Genomic DNA, 25,961 nt, shown 5'->3' on the forward strand with positions numbered 1-25,961 from the left:
CCCATGGGCCCGTCAAACCCCAACGGATCGGTTATCATGTGCCGATTCGCCGTCTCCTCAGTCTGGGCCCTCGGTTTGACTTCGACCCATCACACGCTGGTTGCCTTCACCGCGCTGGAGAAGCGCGCCGCGATCGGTCTCGCGGCCATCTTCTCGACGCGCATGCTCGGGCTCTTCATGATCCTCCCGGTCTTCGCGCTCTATGCACACGATTTACAGGGCGCGACCCCCTTGCTCGTCGGGCTTGCGATCGGGGCCTATGGCTTGACCCAGGCGCTGTTTCAGATTCCGCTCGGTTTGTTGTCGGACCGGATCGGGCGCAAGCCAGTCATCTACGGTGGCCTGGTCCTCTTTGCCCTCGGCAGTGTCATCGCGGCCCTGTCGGAACAGATCTCCTGGGTCATCTTCGGGCGCGTGCTCCAGGGCAGCGGAGCCATCGCGGCGGCGACCATCGCGTTGACGGCCGATCTGACACGCGACGCGGTGCGCACCCGCGCCATGGCGGCGATCGGGATCAGTGTCGCCCTGTCCTTTGCCGCGGCACTCGTGCTCGGGCCGCCCTTGGCCCGGTGGCTGGGCATCGGGGGCGTCTTCTGGTTGACCGCCGGGCTCGCAATTGCCGGCATGCTGGTGTTGGCCTATGTCGTTCCCGATCCCGAGCGCTCGAGCGTGCATCGGGAGGCGCAGCCCGTGCTCGATCAATTCTCCGGGGTGCTCGCCAATCCAACCCTCCTGCGGCTCGATCTGGGGATCTTTCTGCTGCATCTCACCATGGTGAGTCTCTTCGTGGTGCTGCCGTTGTCGATCGAAGCGGCGGGGCTGGCTGCCGTCGATCATTGGCTGCTGTATCTTCCCGTGGTCCTGCTGGCGATCCTGGCCATGGTGCCCTTCATCATCATGGCTGAACGAGGTGGGCGCGTGAAATCGGTCCTGCTGGGCTCGGTGGTGGCGATGGGCGCGGCCATGTTGGGGTTCTATTTCTTCAACGACTCGATCTGGATTCTCGGGGTGCTGCTTTTCGTGATGTTCACCGTCTTCAACCTCATGGAGGCGATCTTGCCGTCACTGGTCTCGAAGGCCGCGCGGGCCGGTGCACGCGGAACGGCGATGGGCGTTTTCTCTAGTTCGCAGTTCGTTGGCGCCTTCCTTGGGGGGTTGCTTGGCGGACTCGCGCATCAGAGTTTCGGTGCCGATGCGGTCTATCTCGTGGGTGCCACGACCGCGGCCCTGTGGATCGTCTTGGCGGCCACCCTGGTGGTGCCCGCAAACCTGACGGCGCATGTGCTCGCCTTGGGTGATCACTCGGTGCAGGAGAGCGCCGGCCTGCAGTCGCGCCTCTTGGCGATCCCGGGCGTTGAGGATGCGGTGGTCGCGCTCGATGAAGGCGTGGCTTACCTCAAGGTGGACAGTGGTCGCTTGGATTGGTCAACATTGCAGACATTTTCCGCCAGGGCCTGAGGCGTTCTCGCTGAGGTCGTTGGCGTCTTTTTGGGCACCACGCGCGTCCGCTGAGGGCGCGGATTGGAGGACGGCATGGCAGGCGTCAACAAGGTGATTCTCATCGGCAACCTGGGTGCGGACCCGGAGGTGCGGTACATGCCCAGTGGCGACGCAGTGGCGAATGTGCGCATCGCGACGAGCGAAACCTGGAAGGACAAGAACACGGGCGAGAAGCAGGAGCGCACCGAATGGCATCAGGTGGTGTTCTTCGGCAAGCTTGCTGAGATCGTCAAGCAGTATCTCCACAAGGGCTCCAAGATCTACGTCGAAGGCAAGCTGCGCACCCGCAAGTGGCAAGGCCAGGACGGACAAGATCGCTACACGACGGAGATCGTGGTCGACATCAACGGCACCATGCAGATGCTCGACAGTCGTTCGGGCGGGGGCGGCGCAATGGGTTCCTCCGTGCCGTTCGATGACGACGCCAGCCAGCCGTCACGCGGCGGCGGTCAACGACCCCGGTCCCAAAGTCCGGCGCCCGCATCAGGCGGCAGTGCGCAACCACAATCTGACTTCGACGACGACATTCCTTTCTAGGTGCGTCCCCGGCGCAGGACGGCCCGTCAGGCTTCCGCGCTTGGCGGCCTCCCGAGGATCCCGTCGTGGGGAGGCGTCGCGTCCCTCTCGGTTCTGAACCCGGTCCAACCCCTGGCCTGACGTTATAAGGAAGCCAACCCGCAGCTGTCGGTGCCGTTGGTGATCCGCGTGGTGCTGGGATTTCGGCCAAAAAAAAGCCCGGAGATTCTCCGGGCCCTTCGTTTTGGTGGCGGATGGTTGACCCCGTGAACCCGGTCTCACTGTGATGCATAGCGATGGATCAGGCCGGAGCGGGATGCTGCGGGACAGAGAGTGTTCGTGAGGGAACCTGGCCGATGGTTGACCGCAGGAATGGGTCCTCGGTCAGCCATTTCGGAGCGGTGCGAACGGGTACGATTCCTGCGTAATCACCGCGACAGCAGCTCGATGTAGGGCTGGTAGCTGTAGCTGCGATTTTTCTTCTGTCCGGTCATTTCCGTCACGATGCCCAGGTTTTCCAGTACCTTGACCGCTGCAGTGGCGGTCGGAAAGGTGGTTTCCAGTCTTTGCCGCACCCGCTCGATGGTGAAGCGCGGCATCATTGGCAGCAACTCGAACAGCCGGTAGCTGGCGGGGCCGGCCTTGGGATCTTCTAGCAGGCGGCGCCGATCCGCTGAGATCAAGCTGGCGACTGAGATGATGCTGCGTTCGGCGTCACTGGCGGCTGTCGCTACGCCTTCGAGGAAGAACGCGACCCAGGACTCCCAGTCACCTTCGGTGCGGATGATCGAAAGGCGCCGGTAGTACTCGGCCTGATGCTGCTTTAGGTAGCCGCTGAGGTACATGAGCGGTTCCTCCAGCAATCCCCAGTGTTCGAGAAGCGCCGCGATCAGCAGGCGCCCGATGCGACCATTGCCATCGAGGAAGGGGTGGATGGTTTCGAACTGGGCGTGTGCCAGCGCAATCCTGACTAGCGGCGGTAGCGTGCCTGTCTCGTCGTGAATGAATTGCTCCAGGGCGCCCAGCAGATCTCCCACCCAGTCGGCCGGTGGCGGCACGAAAGCGGCGTTGCCCGGACGGGTGCCGCCGATCCAGTTCTGGGAGCGCCGCAGTTCCCCAGGTTGCTTGCCGGCGCCGCGCGCCCCGTCCAGCAGGACACGGTGGGCCTCACATAGCAGGTGCACGCTGATGGGCAGTCCATTGGGGTCGCGCAGGTTGTCCTGTACCAGCCGGAATGCGCGCAGATAGTTGGTGACTTCCTCGACATCGTCCGTGTTGCTGACGACGAATCCCGCTTCCTCGTCGAACAAGTCGGTCAGCGTCGCCTGGGTGCCTTCGATTTGTGAGGTGAGCAGGGCCTCCTTGCGGATAGCGCTGTACAGCAGCCAGTCCACCGACGGCACCAGCCCGGACACCCCGGAAAGGCGGGCGAGCGCCAGCTCTGCCTGATGATTCAGGTCGGCATACGCCTCTGGGGCCAGCTCAGGATTGGTGGGCGCGAGGGGATGCGGGACGAAGGCCCGAACCGGTTCGCCCAACGTCGTCGAGATGGCGTGAGTGCCCGTGATTCGCTTCATGCGAAAGCTATCTTTAATATGATCTTCATGTATTAAAGAATTCTTTAATATTGAGCGCCAGCATTAAAGCAGTCTTTGATCAGAGGGCCTGCCTCTGGCCTACCTCCTGAACTGTCAAGGATGTTTGAAGGTCGCCGGGCGGTACTGCCGCAGAATCAGCTTCTTGCGCGATCGGTCATGGCCACTGCCGCTTCCGCATCACGTACTGCCTGTCTGCCCAGGCAAACTGGAAGAACTCTTTCATATCTGGCACTTCAGCCGCGCCGGATTGAGCTGTGCGATTGACCGCCCACGCACTGTCACAAAGCGAGCCGTTCACATCGCGCAACGCGGCGATCAGGGTGACCAGTGCGTAGATGGCGTACTTGGCGGCAATATCCAGTTGCGAGGCTCGGACATGAAGCGGCTCTACCTCCATCCGCTGCTGGTTGAGATCACTCATCAGACTGGCCGCAGCATCGCCAAACGCAATGCTCGCGATCCGACCATTCATCTGCGCACGTTCGCGCTCCCGGGGCGTAGCCTGGGTGAGCATGATCTGGTTCGCAATCTCGCCCCACCGCGCGATGGGGTCCACCATCGCCGGATGCCGGATGCCGGATGCCGGATGCCTGATGCCTGTGGCCGGTAAGCTTGTTGATGTTGGAATAGCGCCCGCCGGGGTGAGCGAAAGTGTCAAGGAATCCCAGGATCTCAATTGGTAGTGAATCGGATTGAAATCCATCCAGTGCCGTCACGTTGCGCGCAGCGCAGACGGCCTTTGCGGCATCGAAGAGGGCGCGAAGCTTGTGACCGTAATCTTCGACGGTTTTGCTGTCGGGAGGAACCAGCTGGTTGCGCGCCATATGGTCGAGGATCAAGACCAGCTTCAAGACCAGCTTCAACACCCGCTCAAGACCAATCGATAGTTCGAAGAAGGCCGAATAGAACAATCCCTTCTTGTCCCCCAGATTGGCGCGACGCAGCGCCGTGAGGCCATTGCAAAGGCATGCTTGAGCAAGCAAGCCACTTGAGGTGGTTCAATTGTAGCCTGCTGGGACCATGCGGTCATGGAGCGCTTCTTTGGTTCACTGAAAAGCGAGTGGCTGGCCGACCAGCGTTACCTCAACCGTGAGCAGGCCCGGCAAGACATCGTTCAGGACATCGAGATGGAGATGGAGTACCACAGCGACCGACTCCACTCGTCCCTGGGGTACATCACCCCACAGCAACATTTTTTAGCGGTTGCTGCTTAATCCGTGTCCGCTGCGACTTGACCAGAACAGGGAAAACAGGGAAAACAGAGAAAAGAGACTGGGCTGGCCGGGAAATAGGCCGATTCGGCACATCCGAAGGGGATGGCACCCGCAGGGCAAACCCTCGGAACCCCGCGCTACGCGGGGATTCGCGTAAAGAAAAAGGGCCTGGAGACGATCCAGACCCTTGTGCTTGGTGGCGGATGGTTGACGGCAGAAATGCTCCCTTAGTCGGCCATTTCGGGCCGGTGCAAAGCGGAGCGAATTCCCGCGAGCTTGCGGGTAGGCAACTGTCCGGAATCTCCGGAGGGTTGCGGGTGCGGGGACCAGTTATCCGGGATTTTCGGATAACTGGTGGAAGGCATCCGTCTTTGCCGGCACCCGCTCGGGTCATGCCTTCGGGGCCATATCGCCCGACGACCGTGGGCCTCGGGGTGAGAGCCGCTCATAGACCTGGCTGCCGAGCCATTTTGATACCAGTTCCTGCATGTTCGGCTTGCCCATGTAGTCGGTGAACAGCTCCTCGTTCAACTCCATCCGCTCGATGAACAGTGATTCCAGCACCTGCCGGAATACCAGCTGGAACTTGTCCAGCGAGTTGACCTCGGCGGCCTTCTGCAGCGCTTCGTTCTGGCTCGCCGCCTCCGCAATCTGGTCGAAAAACAGCTGATCCGCCTCGTTGAGTTCGCCGCCAAAGCGCTCGTTGATGATGTCGATCAGACGTGACAGCGAAACATGTTCCTCACGCACGATTCCGGACCCTACCTCACGTGGCCCGTCCAGCGGTTTGGCATAGCCTTCGTTCAGGCTGATCGAGCCTTCGCTGATCTTCTGTAATCGGTAGTAGTCGAGCTCGACGTCTTCATCGAACTGATAGCCGGGTCCGTTCTTGCGCTTGGGTAGCTTGAGCGCGAGATGGCGCAGATAGGTGAAGAGCTTTTCGAGGTCGCTGTCCTGGTAGGGAATCACCTGACTCAGAAAGCTGTAGAGGTTGCGGAAGGCCTGCAGTTTGCCGCGCCAAAGCTCGGCCTCCTCCTCTTCCGCGTTCTGCATCCGTGCGAAGCGTGCGACCGCCTGGTCCAGAACGGCATTCATCGCCTTGTGATCGCCTGGGCTTTGCCGGCGCTTCGGCGCGAAGAACACGCGAGCAAACTCGGTCACTTCGGTCTGCAGATAGATGCCCGAGGCATCGAGCTCCGCCTTGACCTCGTAGAGCTTGTCCGGATCGACTTGCTCGCCCATGACCGAGCCTTCGTAATACTGGCGGAAGGCGTCCTGGATTTCGGCGGGGTCATTCACGAAATCCAACACGAAGGTGTCATCCTTCAAGGGGTGGGTGCGATTGAGTCTGGAGAGGGTCTGGACCGCCTGAATACCCGCCAAGCGCTTGTCGACATACATGGTATGCAGCACCGGCTGATCAAAGCCCGTCTGGTACTTTTCCGCCACCAGCAGCACGCGGTAATCAGGCTTGGAGAAGGTGTCGGGCAGTGCCTTCTCCTTTACCCCGCCGTTCATCTCCACTTCCGTGTAGGTCTTCTCCGGCGTCTTGTCGTCTTCCACCGTGCCCGAGAAGGCGACCAGGGTCTTGATCGGGTAGCCCTTCTCCTGAATCCTGTGGTCGAACGCCTGTTTGTAACGCACGGCTTCCAGCCGCGAGCCGGTGACCACCATCGCCTTGGCGTGACCGCCGATCTTGTGGCGGGTGAAGTGCTGGAAATGTTCGACCATCACCTCGGTCTTCTGGCCGATGTTGTGCGGATGCATGCGCATGAAGCGGGCCAGCGCCTTGGCCGCCTTCTTGCGCTCGACGTTGGGGTCGTCCTCGGCCTTCTTGATCAGCTTGTAGTAGGTCTTGTAGGTGACGTAGTTCTTCAGAACATCCTCGATGAAGCCTTCATCGATGGCCTGGCGCATAGTGTAGCGGTGGAAGGGCTCGCCATCGCGGCCGAAGATCGCCAGCGTCTTGTGCTTCGGCGTGGCGGTGAAGGCGAAGAAACTCATGTTCGGCTGCCGGCCGCGCTTGGCCATGGCGCGGAACAGGTGCTCAAGCTCGACTTCGCCTTCCTCCTCGGCCATCTCTTGAGCCTTGCGGCGCAATTCGGCGCCTCCCAGCACGCCCTTGAGCTCCGTAGCCGTCTCGCCCGATTGCGAGCTGTGCGCCTCGTCGATGATCACCGCGTACTTGCGGGTCGGCAGGTGGCTCTTCGCAGCGTCGCCGCGCTCCTCGCTCAGCTTGGCCAATTGCCCGGACACGAAGGGAAACTTCTGCAACGTCGTGATGATGATCGGCACCCCGGCTTCCAGCGCTTCGGCGAGCTGACGCGAGTCCGCGTCGATCTTCTGCACCACGCCCTGACGGTGGTCGAACTGGTAGATGGTGTTCTGCAACTGGCGGTCCAGCACAACACGATCGGTGATGACCACGACGCTGTCGAACAGGCGCTCGTCGCGTGCGTTATGCAGGCTGGAGAGCCGATGTGCCAGCCAAGCGATGGTGTTGCTCTTGCCGCTGCCGGCCGAGTGCTCGACCAGGTAGTTGTGCCCCACGCCCTCGCTGGCTGCGGCCGCCACCATCCGGCGCACCGCCTGCAACTGGTGATAGCGCGGAAAGATCAGGCTCTCCTTACGCGCCTTCTTGCCGTCCTCGGTGACCTTCTCCTGCACGTCCACGTGTAGAAAACGTGCGAGCAGATCGAGCAGGCTGTCGCGCTGCAAGACCTCTTCCCACAGGTAGGCCGTCTTGTAGTTGCGCCCGTCTCGGTCGGGGGGATTGCCGGCGCCGCCGTCCAGGCCCCGGTTGAAGGGCAGGAAATAAGTGGATGGACCCGCCAGCCGCGTGGCCATGTGAGCCTCTTCGGTATCGACCGCAAAGTGCACCAGGCTGCGCTTGGCGAACGAGAAAATCGGCTCCCGCGGGTCGCGGTCGTGGCGGTACTGGTGGATGGCGTTCGCCGCCGTCTGGCCGCTCAGGGGATTCTTCAATTCCAGCGTCACGACCGGAATGCCGTTGACCGACAGCACCACATCGAGCGACTTTTCCGACTTCGGGCTGAAGCGCAACTGCCGGGTTAGCCCCAGCCGGTTGGCCTGGTAGCGCGCCTCCAGCTCCGGATTCAGCCCGTGGGCCGGACGGAAGAAGGCAATCCGCAGCGTGCGCCCGAAGCATTTGAAGCCGTGGCGCATGATCTCCAGTGCGCCATGGGTATCCAGCCACTTGCACAGCGACTCCAGCACACGCGCACCGGTCTGCTCGCCGTGTAGCGCCTCCAGCTTCTCCCATACCTTGCTTTGGGTAGCGCGGATGAAGGCCAGCGTCTCGTCGGGAAAAATCGCGCGCTTGCGGTCGAAGCCGTTGGTATCGACGCGCGTGTATCCGTCACCCAGCAAGATCGTCTCGATGGCGGTTTCGAAGGCGGCTTCGGATGTGGACTTCATGGCGTCATCCTTTACGTGTCCGGTTCGTTAGTTAAAGAAACGGCGTTTCCTTCCGGCCTTCTCGGCGCCCCCGATCAGCATGAACATGGTTTGCAGCGCCTTGTTGCGGCACTCGCTGACATTGCCACGCAACAACTGGTCGAAGGAGACCAGCAGGGTGCCGGGATTGGAGAACTCGTCGGCAACCCGCCCTGCGCGGACTTGAATTCCAGGTCGTCACCCTGGGCCCAATCGAGCTGGCCGAGGATATCGAGGGGGTTGATGGGAGCGGGATTCATGAGTGCCTTGCCCCCTGCAACTCGACATCGGGCGCATCCTCCCCGGCCACCAATGGCTTGCCGTCTTGCCAGGTCACAGCGTACTGACCCAGACGCCGCTTTTTCTCCAGCGCCTTGGTGACGGCTCGGTGAAGCGCATCCAATTGCCTTTGCCCCTCAGCGGATGGAATCGTCCTTCGTGAGGCGTTCATCGTTCGGCCTCTTCAATCAGAAGCTGATAATAGACTTGGTGCAAGATATCGCGGTTTTCTTCACATTGCTCAAAAACCAGCACCGGACTTTCCCCATCGTTCATGAAACAGGTGCAGCGATCGACCTGATGGCTGAAATCATCGAGCAGGTGGCGCAGGCTACGGGGAAAGCGCCGCTCGATATCCGCCAGCGGGATGGCATGCCCGCCATGCGCCACTCGCTCGGCGACCCGTAGTTTCGACATTTCGGCGCTGGGCAGCGCCAGATAGATCAACTCGACGCACCAGTCGTCGCGGCGCAACCTCTCAACCAGCCGCAAATAGCTGCGTCCTGCCAGGGTGGTTTCGAAGGCAAAGTCTTCGCGTTTCCTGATTCGCTCCTCGATCGCGCGCAGGAAAATCCGACTGGCGGCGAGCAATTCCCGCTCCGGGGCGAGCGGCGCAAGTCCGGCGGCAATCAGGTCGGCGTTGATGAAATGGGAGCAGCCCGCGACCCTGGGCAGGTATTCCAGCGCGAAGGTGGTTTTGCCCGTGCCATTGGGGCCGGCGATGATCCAGCAATTGGGCCTCACTGCCACATCTCTTCGATGGCGGTTTCGAAAGCGGCTACGCTGGTGCGCTTCATACGGCAGCCCTCGCTTGCTTTTTTCGTAGCCAATAGACGATCACCTGTGCGAACTCCGGCAGCTCGCCGGGTTGGCTGCCGTCCCATTTGGGTAGCTCGCGCGCCGGATCGACGCGGCGGCCGTCCTGCAAGCGTTGCTGAAATGCTGTGAGCACGGCCTTGCGATTGCTGATCAGACGCGGAAGATTAAGGTTGAGCACCGTGTTAAGGGCCTCGTCCATGTCCGCGTCATCCGCCTTGATCGTGCCGTCACCCAGAAAGCGGATCTGCCGTTCGATGGGGTGGGCGGGGTCGCACACGCTGAAGCACAGGACATTGTTGCCCTTGCGGGTATCGCAATGCTGCTCCCGTTCGGGCCGGCCGCGGCCGCCCAGGCAGGCACCATGGAGATTTCCGAAATCAAGCTGCCGCCCGGGGTGGTCGGCCTGGCATTGCCAGTGTTCTATCTTCATGCCCTCGGGTGTGGCCCGGATGCGTGACTGGCAGTAGCAGCACAGCCCGCGCTGCTCGGCCACCAACGCCTGCCGCAAGGCGGCCTTGTCGGCGTAGTTGTCGTAATCGGCATGCGGCTGCTGGCGATGCTGGGTCAAGCTGGCCGGCTCCGGCCCCTTTTGGATGGTCCGCATCTACTCGTTGCCCTCCAGGAAACGAATCAAGGCACTGGCCCGGGTCAACTCGGGCTCGTCTTCGCCCAGTTTGCGTTCGAGATCTGCAATTGCGGCACGGGCATCGTTGAAGCGCTCCTGATCGATCAGCTCGAAGAGGGCCTTTAGCTCACAGTCCACCTCACGGTTGCGCACCGGCGCGCCCATCAACTCCTGCAGGATGCGGTTGGCATCCATGCCATAGGCCTCGGTGGGCAGGGTCACGCCCACCTTGCCATCCACGAATTCGAGGAAGCGCACGCAGCGTGCCGGCACCTCGCCCAGCACCAGCGGCGAATGGGTGGTCACTACGAACTGAGAGGCCTTGAAGATGTCGCGCAGCCGTTGCAGGACATCGCGCTGCCACTTGGGATGCAGGTGCAGCTCGATCTCGTCGATCAAGACCAGCGCCACGCTCTCGGCAATCGGGTCGTCGCTGTCCGGGTTGGCGATGGCCAGGCGCCGGGTGAGGTCGAACACCAGGGCCAGCAGGCCGCGTTCGCCATCGGATAGTTGGTGCAGGTAAAACGGCTGGCCGCGCTTGTCCACCACGAAGCCGAGTCGCGGTTGTTCCTGGATGCGCAGGTTGCCGAACTCGGGCAGCAGCTCACCCACCACGGCACGCAGCGCGTCCAGCACCTTAAGGCGGCGTGGTTCGTTGGCAGCGCCCAACTTCTCCTGGGTGCGGAACCAGTGCATGAACTCGCGCAGCTCCACCTCGCGGTCATGCAGGGCACGGCCGTAGGCGATGGACGGGTTGAAGGGCTTGGCTTCAGGCAGGCTGCGCGGTTGGCCGGGCAACTGGCGCTTGGGCGAGAAATACACCGCCAGTGGCGGATGGGCAGCGTTCTTCAGGCTCGCCAGCGCAACGCGGGTTTCCTTGATGCCGGCATCCGGTTCGCCAGTCAGCGTGCGGCCGCTCAGCGCGTGGGCGAAATCGGTGTCGCCGGTGGCAGCTTCGGCCTGCCGCAGCAGCATGAAGCGGTCGCCCTTGTCGTCCGCCGCGCGCAAGCGCTGCACCCCGACGTTGATAAGCTGGCCATCGATCTGGATGCGGGCGGACACCTCTAGCGAGGCCTTGTCGCTGTGGATGTCGTCATCGGTGAAGTACAGCGGCGCCGAGCGCGAAGGCGTGAACTCCGGCAACGCCCGCGACAGCAATACCGCCAGCGCGTGCAGCACCGTGGACTTGCCCACGCCGTTGACGCCGGCGATCAGTGTCACATCCGGCTCGAAGGCGATGTCGAGCTGCTCGAAGCCGCCACAGTGCGCGAGGGAGAGGGTTTCCAGTTTCATCCGGGCATCTCCTCCAGCGGGATCTGGCCGGTGACAGCGGCCGAGATAAGCGCTGCGCGGCGCTCCTTCAGCAGATTGATGGAGCTTCTGATGTGTTCGCGGACTGGAGTCGAAGTCTCTGCGTCTCGCTTGAGGAATGTGACAATCTCCTCCTGCTCGGCCTTTGGCGGAAGAGGGATATGAATCTCGCCGTATCGCGTTGGGCTCAAATTGGCCTGACCGATGGCAGGAATCGCGTTCTTTCGGGCGAACTCTAGAAACAGTGACGCATTCAGTAGCGCGACCAAGTACTGCGGCACTGCGCGATGATTCGTACGAATACGAACCAGATAGGAAGCGAAGGTCAAAGGCTCTTCCGGGTCAAAATCCACAAGCCCGACTTTCGCGATCTGATCCAGACTGTTCGTTCGGTTGAAGAGCAGATCGTTTCGTCGGAGCAGCAAGTGGCCGTCGACCTCCGTGATCATGCCGGACTTCGAAACATCAACCCGACCATCGACGATGCAACTCATACGGAGAACTGCAATGTATCCTTCGTCCCTGATGCTCTCCGATAGGCCATAGTCCGATGAAGCCCAAACGCGCTTCAGTTGGCAGATCTCCCAATGCGTTGGAATCTCGTCCAGCCACTCCAAGCCGGAGGGTTTGAGCGGGGCGTTGGGGTCGAGGCCACGCGTGACGACACGGCTGATTAGGGCGGCGCGCTTTTCTTCCAGCAGAGCCAGCATGCGTTCCTTCTCGGCAATCAGCCCGTCGATGCGGGCGGTTTCGCGGTCGAGGTAGTTGGCGATGAGGCGCTGAGTTCCAACTTCCGGCAAGCTGACCTTGATGTCGCCGAGATCGGATGCATTGATGGCCGGGTAGCTGACGCCAGTTGATCGGCTTTCGACCTCCCACAGGAATCGGTTCGCACGAAGGGCGTATTTGCAGAACCGGTGGTCAAGTACGTTCGATGGCCTGACGACTGCAAATCCCGTCGAGACGATCAGATTCTCTGGCGGACTTTCGACTGGCGCGATGGCTTGCAGGTAGGTGCGGACGGTCGAGATGATGACGTCACCATCGCGCACGATGCGGCGGGCTCGGCTGGGTGCATCTTCGAAGCGATAGTTGACGATGTCGTGTACCCGCCCCTGAGAGTCAACATTGCCGATGTCGATGTAAGCCAGCTCGAAATCAGAATCGGTCGATTCTGAGAGCGCCTCGTCGTTAATCGTCGCAGCGTACTTCAGGCGCCGCGCAGCAAGCGAAGCGGTAGGTGTCACTCCGTCACCTCCCGCAGCAAGTCCAGAATCCGCTCCTCCACGCCAGCCAGTCCCGCATCGATCTCGTGCAGCGGGCGCGGCGGCTGGTATGGAAAGAACGCGCGGTTGAAATTGCTCTCGCAGTCAACCTTGCCGATGCCAACGTCGCGCTTGTCCGGCGTCGCGCAGTCGCGGCGATTCCCCATCGTGCAGAGCCGCTGTCCGGCAGGCCCTGCACGACGGCCAGTCAAGCAACGGTCAAGCAATGCGACCCGCCCAAGCGGCTGATATTCCGACAAAACATTCGCAAGGAGTGTCGGATATTGCGATCCGATCAAGCATCGATCAAGCAACAAGGCCACGGTCATCGTGCCCACCTCGGCAGGTATTTGCGAGCGCGGCTACCCACGGTGTCGTCGTGACAGCAGATCAACCCGGCCTCGATGCTGTCCTTGATGATGCGCGAGACCATGGAGCTGTTCTTTTCGTCGATACCAAACCGCTCGCGCAGGGTGGTGTTGGTCATGTAGTCGCGCTGAACGTAGCGCAAGCAGGCGTGCAGGTAGCAGGCGCGGATGCGGTCCGCCTTGTCCATATCCCTGAATTCGCGGTGGGCGAACAGGACGGCACGTGTATGCTCATCTGTGATTTCGAAGATTGGCGCAGGGAGCTGGTAGAGCTCCGTCTGGAAAACTACCTTGTCGACACCGCTGCCGCGCTCCTCGCAGACGCCAATACGGCGCATGAAGGAGGCCAGCGCCTCGTTGCGCGAACGCGGTAGGCTGTCGAGAAAGCGGTCGGTCTGCACCAGCGGCAGGCCGGGGTTGGTGATCTCCATGCGGTTACCGAAAATCTCCACCAAGGGACCGGTGCCAGCGAGGTGGAAATCCTGGTGGATTACGGCGTTGGCCACCAGCTCGCGGATGGCCAGTTCCGGGAACATGGGCACCTGTTTGCGCAGGGCCTGGCCAATGACTTCGTTGCTGGGTAACAAGTTGGTGACAAAACCGATCAGCCCTTCGAACCCTGCGGCGTAGCCCTTGCTTCCCTCCTGCTCGCGCACGGTTTCCACGCGGCTTTCGCCCTTGTAAAGCACCACCCGAACCGCCTTGCGGGTGAGCGTTCGGAAATCGGCCAGCCGCTTTGCGAAGAGCACAGCCCCGAGGTTGGTGACGTTCCAGTTGCCGCCACTGCCCCGGGCAATCATGTCGTCGGTCGCAAGGGCCGCCAGAATTCCATCCCTGCCTTCTGGAAGAGGAAGGGAGAGCAGATCAAAATAGGCGGGATAATCGAGCAGTCGCAGCACTTCCTCGGCAGCGATGTTGTCGGCGGCGATCTCCTTCTCAAAAGGAGTGCGATCGAAAACCCGCCACAACTCACGCTCCTTTTCTGGAAACTCTTTCAGTTTCTTCTTGTAGGAACCGATGCGGATGAATTCCGCCCCCTTGAACTGCACCGGATGCCGAAAGGCCGCCCCGATTTCCAGCAGGACGACCGGATTGTCTTCGGCCTGAAATGTGTAAAAGCGAAAATTGATCTTGGGCGAGAGCAGACGCAGCAACCAGCTTTCCAGCTCCTCGTTGCCGACTTTGGCTGTCGTTGGGTCGAAAGTAGTACCGATGATATCGTGTGTCGTATCGTCGATGCCCCAGGCCAGCCAGGCGAGTACCTTGCCGGACAGCGCGGCGGCGTTGGCAAGAGCGGAGAGGTATTCCCCGATTCCCTCGGGATCCGCATTGTTATGTTTGAACTCGACCCACTCGGTTTCACGGGGCAGTTTGCGTAGCTCGGTCAAGATCCCGAGCAGCTCCTTTTCGGGGCGATCGATACTCATTCCGTCACTTCCCGCAGCAAGTCCAGAATCCGCTTCTCCACATCGGCCAGTTCCGCATCGATCTCGTGCAGCGGGCGCGGCGGCTGGTACTGAAAGAACACCCGGTTGAAATTGATCTCGTAGCCGACTTTGCCGATGCCGCCGTCCTGTTCGTCCCTCATCTCGCGGTCGATCCAGGCATCGGTCACGTAGGGACGTACCTCGCGCAGCACGTAGCTGACGATGTCTTCCTTCAGCGGGATATTTTCGACATCCTTCAGCGCCGGGTCGGGTTCGTATTCCACGAGGGCTTTGACATCGGCATACAAGCCCAAGAGTGCATACAGTTCGCTCGATTCAACTGCGGGCAACGTCTGCTGCGGGAACCATTCAGAACTGACGGGAACGTCGCCCTTCTTGTGGCGCTTGGCAATGACCGGCGCAGCCTCTGGGTCCGTGGTGGTAAAACAGTCGCGGAAGATCTTCTTCTGCGCCGAGCCCTTGGCGCCCTTGGCCCAACCTTCGATGTCCCCGGGCAGGTTCTTGAACACCTGCTGCACGGCACCCCAGGTCTGGTTCCAATCCAGCAGCGGTTCGCTGTCCAGTTCGTCCTGCACAGCCTGCAAGGCATCGAACAGTTCCGGGCAGGTGTTGAGGAAACGCTCGCGGGCCTCCTCGGTGATCTGAAAGCGCAGGCGCAGCGGACGCAACACGGTAACTCGGCGATAGCCGAAGTCGGTGTTGTCGAACACACGGCTAGTTTCGCTGTTCTCCATGGCACCATGTTCACGCGTGACGCCGTCGAGGGCGGCTTGGTCGAGGTAACGGCGCTTGTCGCCCAGACTGCGCTTCATCGGCGTGTAGCGCTCGCGGGCGTCGATGAGCTGGATCTTGCCCTTGCGGTGCGGGCTCTTGCGGTTGGTCACCACCCAGATGAAGGTACCGATGCCGGTGTTGTAGAACATTTGCTCGGGCAGGGCGACGATGGCTTCGAGCTGGTCGCGCTCGATGATCCAGCGGCGGATCTCGCTCTCGCCGCTGCCGGCGCCACCGGTGAACAGTGGCGAGCCGTTGAAGACGATAGCGGTGCGCGAGCCGGGCTTGTCGCGGTCGCCAGCTTTATAGTCCTGGAACTTGCTCATCATGTAGAGCAGGAACAGCAGGGCGCCGTCGTTGATGCGCGGCAGCTTGCCGCTGTAGCCACGGAAGTTGGGCCAGCGGTCGATGACTTTCTTCTCCGCCTTCCAGTCCACGCCGAAGGGCGGGTTGGCCAGCAGGTAGTCGAAGCGGTGATCCGGGAACGGGTCGTCGGTGAGGGTGTTGCCCAGCACCACCTGGCCATCCTTGTGGCCCTTGATCAAGAGGTCGGAGGCGGCCACGGCGTAGGAGCGCGGGTTGTAGTCTTGCCCGAAGACCTTGACCGTGGCCTGTTCATTGTGGGCGCGAATCCAGTTCTGTGCCTCGGCCAGCATGCCGCCGGTGCCGCAGGCCGGGTCGCAGATGGTGACGATGACACCGGCCCGGGTGAGCACGCGGGTGTCGGGCTCCAGCAGCAGGTTGACCATGAGCTGGATGACTTCGCGCGGGGTGAAGTGATCGCCGGCCGTTTCGTTGGCGGCTTCGTTGAAGCGGCGGATCAGGTCTTCGAACACCAGACCCATGGTGATGTTGTCGACGCGCTTGGGGTGCAGGTCGATCTCGGCGAACTGGGCGACCACCTGGTACAGACGGTTCGACTCTTCGAGCTTCTCGATCTCCTTGTCGAACTCGAAGCGCTCGAAGATCTTGCGGATGTTCTCGGAGAAGCCGTTGATGTAGTCGGCCAGGTGGCGGCCGATGTTGTCAGGGTCGCCCTTGAGCTTGTAGAAGTCGAGCTGGCTGTGGTTGTGGAAGCCCAGCGGCGTGCCGTCCTCGTCCTTGGCCAGGTTGTTGAGGATGACATCAATGTTGGGGATGCCCTTGCTGCTCAGCTCGGCATAGCGCTTGAGCACGGCTTCCTTGCTCGGCGCCAGCACGGCATCGAAGCGGCGCAGCACCGTGAGCGGCAGCATCACGCGTTCGTACTGCGGCGGGCGGTAGGGGCCGCGCAGCAGGTCGGCGACGGACCAGATGAAGTTGGCGAGTTGTTGAAAGCTGGCGCTCATGGGTGCGTCCTGGAATGCGAGAGATTCAGTTGTGCCGCTATCGACCCTGCCGTACCCGTGGTGATCGATATAAGGCATCGATTTGTCAGGTATGCCTGGGCGTATCGCCCATTTTCTATCGCCCGGCTATTGCCGATCGGGCGCAGGTTGTCCGATAGGGATTCCGGCAGCCTGCTTTGGCTCCGGCATCCGATTCGAGCCAAGCCGTAAACAGCATTAGGACAAAGAGTTACGCCGTTGTTTCTGGCGTTTGGCCCGGCGGTTTGGCGCAAGGTGGGCAGATAGGCCAGGGTTTGAGCCAAAGCCAGCCCGGCTTGACAAGCAGGCCATTCGGGATACACTCTGGCATTGAGTTCACTGCCTATCGGCTTTGAACCTATCGAGGTTTCGGCCGCTGAACCCGCGTAGCGAATCAGCGGCCTTTGTTTTTTCTGGGCTGCCATCACAGGCCACCTCCCAGCAGGCGCAGGCACGCTGCCCGTGACCATATCGGCGAACTTCTGATCTTCCCGATGCTGCTGTCGGCCTGGTAACAGGTCACGAAGTTGGCTTTCAGTGAACCATCCTGCTTCAGTCCCATCGCGACCACGACGACGAAATCCTCGTAGACGACGGCCACGCGGCGCGTTGCATCGTACCGTCTTGACGCCTTATCCCAGCCTTCGAACAGCGCGGCCGTGGGGTGCTCCAGGGTCGCTTTGATCCAATCGATGCGCTGTGCGCGCACCGGGGAAAAGACATCCTTGCGACCATCCCGCGCCGTGCTCTCGTAGAACATGTGGCCAAATTTGCCTACACCGAAGTACACGCGGATGCCGTCAAAAGTCTGGATGTTGCCCCGGCAGTAGACTCGCTCGTAATGCGAGCTGTATTCAGCGACCGTGGCGTAGTGAACAAGAGGCGGTAACGCCATTACCAGCCTCCCTGCAGGCGAATCTTGAAGATGTTGAACTTCTCTTCGCCCTTGTGGGTCGGGGCGAGCGTTCGGCCCAGCGCTGATTCGAGACGTTGGACGACGGCGGCCTTGGCCGTGCCGTCACGCAGCGTGTCGTTGATGCGGCTGCTGGCCGCACCCAGCAATAAATCGCACAACTGGATCAATACCACTTCATGGGACGGCAGCGATTGGATGCCGTCGATACTCGACGTGAGATTCGCGCGTGCAAGACATCTAGCCAGTACAGGCAGCCGCTTCGGGTCGCGGTTGCTCTTGACGTCGCAGAAGATCCGGTAGGCGTTGAAGTCCAGAATCCAGTGATGCAGCAGCTGGTAATAGAACTTGTAGAAGCCCAGCTCGCCGTCGTTGTCGTGCAGAGCAAGATTGAGCTGGGTTCGATCAACGGCAATGCAGCGGAAACGCAGATTGTCGCCATAGGCGAAGAACAGATCGATCAGTTCGACGTAAAAATCGCGGCGGTTGGGCGACACCTTGCTCCACTTGATCTCGCCCCAAGCTTGGTGACGTTCCCGCAGCGCGCCGACGCGTGATTTGATTTCGTTGCGCAATTCCTCGGGTAGCCAGAGGCTGCCGATCATGAGGTGTCGTGCACGCGGATTCGCGGATGTCAGTACATCCGGATTGGCTTCGTCGCAATACACCTCGAACTTCATCGTTGTTCCTCTCAGGTCAATCCAGCACGATCAGAAACTCGGTGGCCAGTGCCTCCGGGCGCACGGCGCGGGTGTCCGGGCTGCGGTGCATCTTGACCAGACCATGGCGCTCCAAATGACGCAGGGTGCGCGACAGGTTGCTGGCCGCTCGACCGGACCATTCGGCCAGCTCCAACACGGTGCGTGGTTGGCGCTCGCGCATCAGGCGCAGCAGCGCGCGATTTTCGTCCGACAGCAGGCTGGCCAACTGCCGCCAGGAATCGAACCAGACGGTAGGCTCGGGGTCAGTGGCGCCATCGCCTGCTCGGTGGCGGGGTTTGGCCGGACGGATGCCAATCACTGTGCGCATGCTGGGGTTCCTCGTTGTGATTCCGAGATGCTATCACGCGAGCATATTATGCTTCACCGTCGGATCTCGAAGTGCAATCCGTAAACCCCGCAAACCTCGGTTTGCACCCTGCCGGTAGCGCAATGCCGCGCTCCCGCCCCCCGCATGGCCTTCTGGCCGGGAAGGACCCCTCTCGCCTGGGGCACCTGCGCGTGCGCCGACCATAACAATAGGGGTGACCATCACCATCGTCACGACCATCACGGGTCGAGGCTCAACGTGACTGTGGTGATGGTTGTGACGGTTGGTTCCTATTGTTTACACCGCTGCAAGCGCAGACATAACCTTGCGCCGGATCATCACGGAGACGGTTCCTGCGGGTGGACTGCGGGGCCGGCCCGGACAATGCTGCACCGGTACGGATTTGCGTGGACCACGCTGGACCGCCCTCGGTAGACTGTTGGGGAATGAATCCGCATCTGCTCACCCTGGCCCTGACCACACCGCTCGAACAACTTCTGGAGTTGCCGAACGCGGTGCGCATTGCCGCCTCTGCCAGGAAGATCTGCGGCGCTTCAGCACCGAGCAGTTGGAGCAGATGTTGGCCGGCATCGACGCCGTCATCACCGACGCCGTGGCATTGGTGCAGTCCGAGCACGGCAGTGGACAGGTCAGCCGTGGCGAGCAGCGTGACCTGGACTGGTTCGTTGATGGTGGCGCCGTGAAGCTCTCGACCTTCATCCCGCTGCAGATTCGCAAGCGCGGCGTGCGCAAGGTGGTGATCCGGCCGGACGGGGAGAGCGGCAGTTCGACCACCGCACGCGGCCAGTTCGACAGCCCTATGCTGGTCGCGCTGGCGCGGGCCTTCTACTGGCAACAGCTACTCGACGAGGGCGTGGTGGCCAGTGGCAGCGAGATCGCCCAGCGCGAAGGCTTGCATCACTCGACGGTGAACGAACTGCTGCGCCTGACCCTACTGGAGCCCACCATCATCCAGGCCATCCTGGCCGGGCAGCAGCCGCGCTGCATGAGTCTGATCTGGTTCCAGCGTAACCCGCTGCCGCTGGACTGGATCGAGCAGCGGCGGGTGGTCGACGGGTTCGATGCGTAGCGGTTTGTCGGCCAATTGGTGGGCATGGTCGACCACGGAAAGGCCGCGCCAAGCCCTTGTAAACGCAGCGTTCGGCCACGCGACTACCCGCCGGGAAAACAGAGAAAAGAGACTGGGCTGGCCGGGAAATAGGCCGATTCGGCACATCCGAAGGGGATGGCACCCGCAGGGCAAACCCTCGGAACCCCGCGCTACGCGGGGATTCGCGTAAAGAAAAAGGGCCTGGAGACGATCCAGACCCTTGTGCTTGGTGGAGGCGGCGGGAATCGAACCCGCGTCCGCAAGCCCTCTGCCCTCGGTCCTACATGCTTAGCCCGCTCTATTGTTTTTAGCGTTCCACCGCCCGAGGGGCAGGGCGATTGGTCGGCGATCTCGAATTGGGTTTTAGTGGTTCAGGTCCGAGCTCCCGTCACCACGATCCTATGTGAGGTTACCCCACGAATCCGTTACCCATAGGCAGGTCACGGTGTGAGGCCCGCTGGGATTAAGCAGCGAGGGCGTAGTTGTCGTCGTTGGCAACTATTGGTTTGCGGTTGGATTTACGAGGTTACCCGCACCTCGGCATGCACCTTAGGTTTTGCGACCCACGTCGAAGCCAAGTCGCCCCCAAGTCAACAATCCGACACTCTAGCGGATCAGGTGTTCCCCGGCAAGCTCATCGCGTCTTAAACAAGCGTTCCTTATCGCGTTGCCAGTCCCGGTCTTTTTCAGTGTCACGCTTATCGTGCTGCTTCTTGCCCTTCGCTAGGCCGATCTCGAGTTTGGCCCGGCCACGCTTCCAGTACATCGCGGTGGGCACGAGGGTGTAGCCGGCGCGCTCGGTTTGACCGATGAGGCGGTTGATTTCGCTGCGCTTGAGCAAGAGCTTGCGGGCGCGCGTTGGGTTCGGTTGTACGTGGGTCGAGGCCGCGGCGAGAGCGGAGATGTGTGCCCCGATCAGGAAGGGCTCGCCTTGCAGGATCTTCACGTAACCTTCCTTAAGCTGGAGCCGGCCGGCGCGCAGGCTCTTGACCTCCCAGCCCTCGAGCACGATGCCGGCTTCGATGCGTTGCTCGATAAAGTATTCGTGACCAGCCTTTTTGTTCAGGGCGATCGTGGAACCGCCATCGCCTTTCTTGTGTTTTCCTTTCGCCATGGGAAGCTCAGTCGTGTCCGGGGTCGTCAGCAGGGATCGGCCGTGGCGCAACCGGAGGCGGTGGCGCGGCTGTCTGGTGCCGCCGTCGCGCTCCGCGCGCGGGCGCTGTCTGCGTCGTCATCGGCGCGCACCCGGTCGGGTCCCTGGATCGGACGGGGTGGGTTGGACCAATTCGGTCGGGCGGATCCGAAGTGAAGACATTCAGGGCGGATGTGGCTGCACATCATGCCTGTTGAGTGCGAAGTGTAAAGCAAACGAGGCTTGATTTCCGCGTGGCCTCCAGCTAAATTTAACGGCTCGATTTACTAGGAGAGGTTCGATGCGAAAGCCGCTGATTGCCGGGAATTGGAAGATGAACGGCAGCAAAGCCAGCGTGACGACCCTGTTGGAAGGTGTCGTTGGTGGCATGCAGGACCTCTCGAATGTGGATGTCGCCGTGTGCGTCCCGTTTCCCTACCTCGAACAGAGCGAGCGAATGCTGAAGGGCAGCGCGGTCGCGCTGGGTGCGCAGAATCTCTGCACCGAGTCGGGTGGCGCCTTCACGGGTGAGGTTTCGGCGTCGATGCTGTTGGATTTCGGATGTCACGTCGTGATCTGCGGACACTCCGAGCGACGCGAATACTATGGCGAGGATGATGCCATCGTCGCTGCAAAGATCGCGCAAGCCGTTTCCGCCGGTTTGCGACCTATCTTTTGTGTCGGTGAGACGCTGGAGCAGCGACAGCAGGGCGAGACGGATGCCGTGATCGCGGGTCAGGTCGACGGTGTGATCGAACGCATTGGGATCGAGATCTTCCGTAAGGTCGAGATTGCCTATGAACCTGTGTGGGCAATCGGCACCGGGATGACCGCAACACCCGAACAAGCCCAGGACGTGCATGCCTTCATTCGCGCACGCATTGCCGCCCTGGATCCGGAGATTGCGGCAGGGATCCGCATCCTGTACGGCGGCAGTATGAAGCCGGGGAATGCGTCCGAGCTGCTCGCGCAGCCCGACCTCGATGGGGGCCTCATCGGCGGTGCATCCCTTGATGCAACAGACTTCCTGGCGATTTGTCGGGCAGGGGAGCAGTCTGTCGCCTCGGCACGATAGCGGCGTGAGCGAACCATGCAAACCATACTGACAATTTTCCAGGTCTTTCTCTCGCTCGGGCTGATCGGTCTGATTCTAATTCAGCACGGTAAGGGCGCGGATGCTGGAGCGGCTTTCGGGAGCGGCGCCTCCGCGACCGTGTTCGGTTCACGCGGATCGGGGTCCTTCCTGACGCGGGCGACGGCGGTCATGGCCACGATCTTCTTCCTGACCAGCATGGCCCTAGCGTACTACGCGACCAAAGGGTCCGAGCCAGATACGATCATGAATCGTGTCGATGATCGGGTGATCCTGATGCCGGATGCCGTCGAGCCGGTATCGGACATTCCAGCGATTCCGGGCGAAGCGATGGACTTCGAGACGGACGAGATGATTGACGTGCCATCCGTCCCTGGTGCGGTCGATGATGCGATTGAGACCGAAACCGATGCCGAGGAAAGAGTGCTTGACGCTCCTGTCTTCGGCGTGGAGGATGTGCGCGAGATCGAGGTCGTTCCTGGCGAACATCTCGACGATGTCGAGGTAATCGTCGAAGACGGTGCCCTCGACCAGCCGGACATGGACCGGCCCGAGTGATTGTCCTATTTAGCCGACGTGGTGAAATTGGTAGACACGCTATCTTGAGGGGGTAGTGGCGCAAGCCGTGCCAGTTCGAGTCTGGCCGTCGGCACCATTCAAAAGCAAACGGCATGCCGCCTCAGTGGCATGCCGTTTTTTTTGCCAACCAATCCGCGTAAAGATTTGAAAATCCAAATATTTGAATTGAGTTTGGGTTGACACTCTGGCGACGCCTGCTCTAGACTTCGGCCTCTGCCAGAGGCATCGAATCCGAATTCAAGGGGGAGCTGGTGCTCGATAACTATCTGCCAATCTTGATTTTTATCATTGTCGGAATCCTGGTTGGCGTGGGTCCGCTGGCGCTGGGATACTTCCTCGGGCCACGTCGTCCAGACGCAGAGAAAGACTCCCCTTATGAATGTGGGTTTGCGGCATTCGAGAATGCGCGTTTAAAGTTCGACGTACGCTACTACCTGGTTGCGATCCTCTTCATCATCTTCGATCTGGAGATCGCGTTTCTCTTCCCGTGGGCCGTGGTACTCGATGAACTTGGTCTGTACGGGTTCTGGGCCATGGTCATCTTTCTGGGAATCCTGGTGGTTGGGTTCGTCTACGAGTGGAAGAAGGGGGCACTGGAGTGGGAATAGAGGGCATTCTCGAAGAAGGCGTCGTCACCACATCCGCCGATCAGCTCATCAACTGGGCGCGTACCGGGTCCTTGTGGCCCATGACCTTCGGGCTCGCCTGCTGTGCCATTGAGATGATGCATGCCGGGGCGGCACGCTATGATCTCGACCGCTTTGGAATCATCTTTCGGCCGAGTCCGCGACAGTCGGACGTCATGATCGTCGCCGGGACGCTGGTCAACAAGATGGCCCCGGCCTTGCGCAAGGTTTATGACCAGATGGCCGAGCCGCGTTGGGTGATATCGATGGGGTCGTGCGCCAACGGCGGCGGCTATTACCACTATTCCTATGCCGTGGTGCGTGGTTGTGATCGTATCGTGCCGGTGGATGTCTATGTCCCGGGATGCCCCCCGACGGCGGAAGCCTTGCTCTACGGCATCCTGCAACTCCAGAACAAGATTCGACGCACGAACACCATCGCCCGCTGAGAACCGAAGTCTATCCCATGGCAACAGATATCCTGTCCAACCCGGAACGGTTAACCACGCTCGTCAAGGTGCTCGACGGTGCCCTGGCCGATCACGAACACGAGACCCTGGTCGAGCATGGTGAGGTGACCCTTGTGATTCCGGCGGCGGCCTTACTCGAGGTCGCCTGGATCCTGCGCGATCACCCGGACCTGCGCTTCGAACAGCTGATCGATCTCTGCGGGGTCGATTACGCGGCTTACGGATCCTCGCAGTGGACGACTGATGACGCCTCCAATACCGGCTTTGGGCGCGGTGTGGATCGTGATCAAGACTTCGCCCTCGATCATCCGCATCGCTTCGCGGTGGTCTACCATCTGCTGTCGCTGGTACACAACCAACGCGTGCGGGTGCGGGTCTATGCCGACGGGGCGCAACCGGTGGTGGCATCGATCGTGCCGGTCTGGGCCGCGGCCAATTGGTTCGAGCGTGAAGCCTTCGATCTCTTCGGGATCCTGTTCAGCGGACACCCGGATCTGCGCCGCATCCTCACCGATTATGGGTTCGTCGGTTATCCCTTCCGTAAGGATTTCCCGCTGTCTGGCCATGTCGAGATGCGTTATGACCCGGCGCAAGGCCGAGTCATCTATGAGCCTGTATCCATTACTCCGCGTGTCCTGGTGCCGCGTGTCATCCGTGACGATCATCGTTACGTCGGAACCGCGGTGAGTTCAGAGGCGCCTCATGCCTGAGATTCGCAACTACACCCTGAATTTCGGACCGCAACACCCGTCGGCGCATGGCGTGCTCCGCTTGGTGCTGGAGATGTCCGGCGAAGTCATCGAGCGCGCTGACCCCCATGTCGGTTTGCTGCATCGTGGTACCGAGAAGCTCGCCGAGTCCAAGCCATACAACCAGAGTATCGGCTACATGGACCGGTTGGACTATGTGTCCATGATGTGTAACGAGCATGGGTACGTTCGGGCGATCGAGAAATTGCTCGGAGTCGAGGCACCGGAGCGGGCCCAGTACATCCGAACCATGTTCGACGAGATCACGCGGATCCTGAACCACCTGATGTGGCTTGCCGCGCACGGCCTCGACATCGGGGCGATGAGCATCTTCCTCTACTGCTTTCGCGAGCGCGAGGACCTACTCGACTGCTATGAGGCGGTTTCGGGCGCGCGCATGCACGCGACCTACTACCGACCGGGCGGGGTCCATCGTGATCTGCCGGAGCAGATGCCGCGGTATCGTGGCAGTTCGAAGTGGCACAGCGAAAAGACGATTGCCAAGCGCAATGCCGCGCGCCAGGGTTCGCTGCTCGACTTCATCGAAGATTTCACGGACCGCTTCCCCGGCCATGTTGACGAGTACGAGACCCTCCTGACCGATAACCGCATCTGGAAACAGCGCACCGTTGGGATCGGTGTCGTCTCACCCGAACGCGCCTTGCAACTCGGCTTTACGGGCCCGATGCTGCGTGGTTCAGGGGTCGAGTGGGATCTGCGCAAGAAACAGCCCTACGCCGCCTATGACAAGGTCGAGTTCGACATCCCAGTGGGCGTGAACGGGGATTGTTACGACCGCTATCTGGTGCGGATGGAGGAGATGCGGCAGTCCAATCACATCATCAGGCAGTGTGTGGCCTGGCTGCGCGCTCATCCTGGCCCGGTGGCGATCGACGACCATAAGATCGTACCGCCACTGCGCGCCGATATGAAGGATGACATGGAAGCCCTGATCCATCACTTCAAACTCTTCACCGAAGGCTACTGTCCACCGCCCGGCGAGGTCTACGCCTGCGTGGAGGCGCCGAAGGGTGAGTTTGGGTGCTACATCGTTTCCGACGGGGCCAACAAACCCTATCGCTTGAAAGTCCGTGCTCCAGGGTTCCCGCATCTCGCCGCGCTCGATGAAATGTCGCAAGGCCACATGCTTGCGGATGTCGTGGCGATCATTGGGACACTGGACATCGTGTTCGGGGAGATCGATCGCTGATGAGTTTCCGTACTGCGCCGCTGGCGGTGATCCACGATCGTGATAAGGCATCGCTCTTCACGCCAGAAATCCGTGCTGAGATCGAAACCTGGATCGCGAAGTATCCTACCGAATGGAAGCAATCCGCCGTGATGCCGGCTCTGACGATCGTTCAAGAGGCCAATGGTGGGTGGCTCACGCGCGAGCTGATGGACGATGTGGCGGCCTACCTCGATATGCCGGAAGTCTCGGTCTATGAGGTGGCCACCTTCTACGGCATGTACGACCTTGAGCCACAGGGCCGTCATAAGGTCTGCGTCTGCAATAGCATCTCCTGCATGCTGCTCGGATCGGAGGAGCTGATTGAGCACGTCGAGCAGAAATACGGCGTGCGTGTTGGCGAAACCACCCCGGATGGTCGTCTGACCCTCAAGGAGGTCGAATGTCTCGGCGCCTGTCGTCATGCCCCGGCGGTGCTAGTTGACCAGACCTATCATGAGAACCTGTCGCCGCAGGCGCTCGATCGGTTGATCGACGAACTGGAGTAGGCC

26 protein-coding genes, 1 tRNA gene, 1 other RNA gene and 1 pseudogene are annotated in these 25,961 nt (G+C 61.0%); 12 read left to right on the forward strand and 17 right to left on the reverse strand.

What is annotated here, in order from left to right; genetic code table 11:
* Window positions 1–36: 36 nt before the first annotated feature.
* Entirely contained in the window at window positions 37–1,458 is a 1,422-nt protein-coding gene (locus CKO25_RS07205) for an MFS transporter (protein ID WP_200387239.1), read from the forward strand.
* Between the two features lie 75 nt (window positions 1,459–1,533).
* A complete protein-coding gene (gene ssb / locus CKO25_RS07210) occupies window positions 1,534–2,037 on the forward strand; it encodes a single-stranded DNA-binding protein (RefSeq protein WP_200387240.1) in 504 nt (167 codons plus the stop codon).
* Window positions 2,038–2,444: 407 nt separating this feature from the next.
* On the opposite strand, the gene CKO25_RS07215 is transcribed toward ssb, so the two are convergent.
* A complete protein-coding gene (locus tag CKO25_RS07215) occupies window positions 2,445–3,593 on the reverse strand; it encodes a Fic family protein (protein WP_200387241.1) in 1,149 nt (382 codons plus the stop codon).
* 175 nt (window positions 3,594–3,768) lie between these two features.
* Window positions 3,769–4,317 (reverse strand): hypothetical protein, encoded by a 549-nt coding sequence (locus CKO25_RS07220; protein WP_200387242.1) that lies wholly within the window; start codon window positions 4,315–4,317, stop codon window positions 3,769–3,771.
* 307 nt (window positions 4,318–4,624) lie between these two features.
* On the opposite strand from CKO25_RS07220, the pseudogene CKO25_RS07225 reads away from it, so the two are divergent.
* Window positions 4,625–4,828, forward strand: a pseudogene (locus tag CKO25_RS07225) (integrase core domain-containing protein); the annotation flags it as partial.
* Window positions 4,829–5,218: 390 nt separating this feature from the next.
* On the opposite strand, the gene CKO25_RS07230 reads toward CKO25_RS07225, so the two are convergent.
* From CKO25_RS07230 to CKO25_RS07290, 13 genes are all read right to left on the reverse strand, one after another.
* Window positions 5,219–8,266: a type I restriction endonuclease subunit R gene (locus tag CKO25_RS07230; RefSeq protein ID WP_200387244.1), complete on the reverse strand. Its 3,048-nt coding sequence runs from the start codon at window positions 8,264–8,266 to the stop codon at window positions 5,219–5,221.
* Between the two features lie 274 nt (window positions 8,267–8,540).
* Complete coding sequence (locus CKO25_RS07235; protein ID WP_200387245.1) at window positions 8,541–8,735, reverse strand: hypothetical protein; 195 nt, start codon at window positions 8,733–8,735, stop codon at window positions 8,541–8,543.
* Window positions 8,732–9,307: an ATPase gene (locus CKO25_RS07240; RefSeq protein WP_338115083.1), complete on the reverse strand. Its 576-nt coding sequence runs from the start codon at window positions 9,305–9,307 to the stop codon at window positions 8,732–8,734. Before CKO25_RS07240 ends, CKO25_RS07235 begins: the two co-directional genes overlap by 4 nt.
* A 49-nt stretch (window positions 9,308–9,356) precedes the next feature.
* Window positions 9,357–9,986, reverse strand: coding sequence for an HNH endonuclease family protein (locus CKO25_RS07245; protein WP_200387247.1), 630 nt, complete (start codon window positions 9,984–9,986; stop codon window positions 9,357–9,359).
* On the reverse strand, window positions 9,987–11,300 hold the full coding sequence (locus CKO25_RS07250) for an AAA family ATPase (protein ID WP_200387248.1): 1,314 nt from the start codon (window positions 11,298–11,300) through the stop codon (window positions 9,987–9,989).
* Entirely contained in the window at window positions 11,297–12,565 is a 1,269-nt protein-coding gene (locus CKO25_RS21795) for a restriction endonuclease subunit S (protein ID WP_200387249.1), read from the reverse strand. Before CKO25_RS21795 ends, CKO25_RS07250 begins: the two co-directional genes overlap by 4 nt.
* Window positions 12,562–12,750 carry a hypothetical protein gene (locus CKO25_RS07260; RefSeq protein ID WP_200387250.1) on the reverse strand — a complete coding sequence of 63 codons (189 nt, stop codon included), beginning with the start codon at window positions 12,748–12,750 and terminating at the stop codon, window positions 12,562–12,564. Before CKO25_RS07260 ends, CKO25_RS21795 begins: the two co-directional genes overlap by 4 nt.
* 158 nt (window positions 12,751–12,908) lie before the next feature.
* Window positions 12,909–14,378 carry an ATP-binding protein gene (locus CKO25_RS07265; RefSeq protein ID WP_200387251.1) on the reverse strand — a complete coding sequence of 490 codons (1,470 nt, stop codon included), beginning with the start codon at window positions 14,376–14,378 and terminating at the stop codon, window positions 12,909–12,911.
* Window positions 14,375–16,501, reverse strand: a complete 2,127-nt coding sequence (locus CKO25_RS07270; RefSeq protein WP_200387252.1) for a type I restriction-modification system subunit M — start codon at window positions 16,499–16,501, stop codon at window positions 14,375–14,377. The genes CKO25_RS07265 and CKO25_RS07270 overlap by 4 nt, the downstream gene beginning before the upstream one ends.
* Window positions 16,498–16,944, reverse strand: a complete 447-nt coding sequence (locus CKO25_RS07275) for a hypothetical protein (RefSeq protein ID WP_200387253.1) — start codon at window positions 16,942–16,944, stop codon at window positions 16,498–16,500. Before CKO25_RS07275 ends, CKO25_RS07270 begins: the two co-directional genes overlap by 4 nt.
* Window positions 16,944–17,414: a hypothetical protein gene (locus CKO25_RS07280; protein ID WP_200387254.1), complete on the reverse strand. Its 471-nt coding sequence runs from the start codon at window positions 17,412–17,414 to the stop codon at window positions 16,944–16,946. The genes CKO25_RS07275 and CKO25_RS07280 overlap by 1 nt, the downstream gene beginning before the upstream one ends.
* Entirely contained in the window at window positions 17,414–18,112 is a 699-nt protein-coding gene (locus CKO25_RS07285; protein ID WP_200387255.1) for a DUF3800 domain-containing protein, read from the reverse strand. The genes CKO25_RS07280 and CKO25_RS07285 overlap by 1 nt, the downstream gene beginning before the upstream one ends.
* Window positions 18,113–18,128: 16 nt before the next feature.
* The gene (locus CKO25_RS07290; RefSeq protein ID WP_200387256.1) at window positions 18,129–18,461 is read right to left on the reverse strand and encodes an HVO_A0114 family putative DNA-binding protein; all 333 of its coding nucleotides are present in this window, start codon (window positions 18,459–18,461) and stop codon (window positions 18,129–18,131) included.
* 577 nt (window positions 18,462–19,038) lie between these two features.
* Here CKO25_RS07290 and CKO25_RS07295 point away from each other — a divergent pair.
* Window positions 19,039–19,551 (forward strand): site-specific recombinase resolvase, encoded by a 513-nt coding sequence (locus tag CKO25_RS07295; protein WP_242467465.1) that lies wholly within the window; start codon window positions 19,039–19,041, stop codon window positions 19,549–19,551.
* A 248-nt stretch (window positions 19,552–19,799) separates the two neighbouring features.
* On the opposite strand, the gene ssrA is transcribed toward CKO25_RS07295, so the two are convergent.
* Window positions 19,800–20,159, reverse strand: a transfer-messenger RNA (tmRNA) gene (ssrA, locus tag CKO25_RS07300).
* Window positions 20,160–20,206: 47 nt separating this feature from the next.
* Complete coding sequence (smpB, locus tag CKO25_RS07305) at window positions 20,207–20,686, reverse strand: SsrA-binding protein SmpB (protein ID WP_200387257.1); 480 nt, start codon at window positions 20,684–20,686, stop codon at window positions 20,207–20,209.
* 319 nt (window positions 20,687–21,005) lie between these two features.
* On the opposite strand from smpB, the gene tpiA reads away from it, so the two are divergent.
* The 8 genes from tpiA (at window position 21,006) to CKO25_RS07345 (ending at window position 25,958) form a co-directional block, all read left to right on the forward strand.
* A complete protein-coding gene (tpiA, locus tag CKO25_RS07310; protein ID WP_200387258.1) occupies window positions 21,006–21,779 on the forward strand; it encodes a triose-phosphate isomerase in 774 nt (257 codons plus the stop codon).
* Between the two features lie 15 nt (window positions 21,780–21,794).
* Window positions 21,795–22,355, forward strand: a complete 561-nt coding sequence (gene secG / locus CKO25_RS21930) for a preprotein translocase subunit SecG (RefSeq protein WP_200387259.1) — start codon at window positions 21,795–21,797, stop codon at window positions 22,353–22,355.
* Between the two features lie 12 nt (window positions 22,356–22,367).
* Window positions 22,368–22,452: transfer RNA gene (locus CKO25_RS07320), tRNA-Leu, on the forward strand.
* A 175-nt stretch (window positions 22,453–22,627) separates the two neighbouring features.
* The gene (locus CKO25_RS07325; protein ID WP_200387260.1) at window positions 22,628–22,984 is read left to right on the forward strand and encodes an NADH-quinone oxidoreductase subunit A; all 357 of its coding nucleotides are present in this window, start codon (window positions 22,628–22,630) and stop codon (window positions 22,982–22,984) included.
* On the forward strand, window positions 22,975–23,451 hold the full coding sequence (locus CKO25_RS07330) for an NADH-quinone oxidoreductase subunit NuoB (RefSeq protein WP_200387261.1): 477 nt from the start codon (window positions 22,975–22,977) through the stop codon (window positions 23,449–23,451). The genes CKO25_RS07325 and CKO25_RS07330 overlap by 10 nt, the downstream gene beginning before the upstream one ends.
* A 17-nt stretch (window positions 23,452–23,468) precedes the next feature.
* A complete protein-coding gene (locus CKO25_RS07335; protein WP_200387262.1) occupies window positions 23,469–24,182 on the forward strand; it encodes an NADH-quinone oxidoreductase subunit C in 714 nt (237 codons plus the stop codon).
* Window positions 24,175–25,431 carry an NADH-quinone oxidoreductase subunit D gene (locus CKO25_RS07340; RefSeq protein WP_200387263.1) on the forward strand — a complete coding sequence of 419 codons (1,257 nt, stop codon included), beginning with the start codon at window positions 24,175–24,177 and terminating at the stop codon, window positions 25,429–25,431. Before CKO25_RS07335 ends, CKO25_RS07340 begins: the two co-directional genes overlap by 8 nt.
* A complete protein-coding gene (locus CKO25_RS07345; protein WP_200387264.1) occupies window positions 25,431–25,958 on the forward strand; it encodes an NADH-quinone oxidoreductase subunit NuoE family protein in 528 nt (175 codons plus the stop codon). Before CKO25_RS07340 ends, CKO25_RS07345 begins: the two co-directional genes overlap by 1 nt.
* Window positions 25,959–25,961: the final 3 nt, after the last annotated feature.

Origin of the sequence: Thiocapsa imhoffii (assembly GCF_016583985.1) — a bacterium.
GTDB classification, from domain to species: domain Bacteria; phylum Pseudomonadota; class Gammaproteobacteria; order Chromatiales; family Chromatiaceae; genus Thiocapsa; species Thiocapsa imhoffii.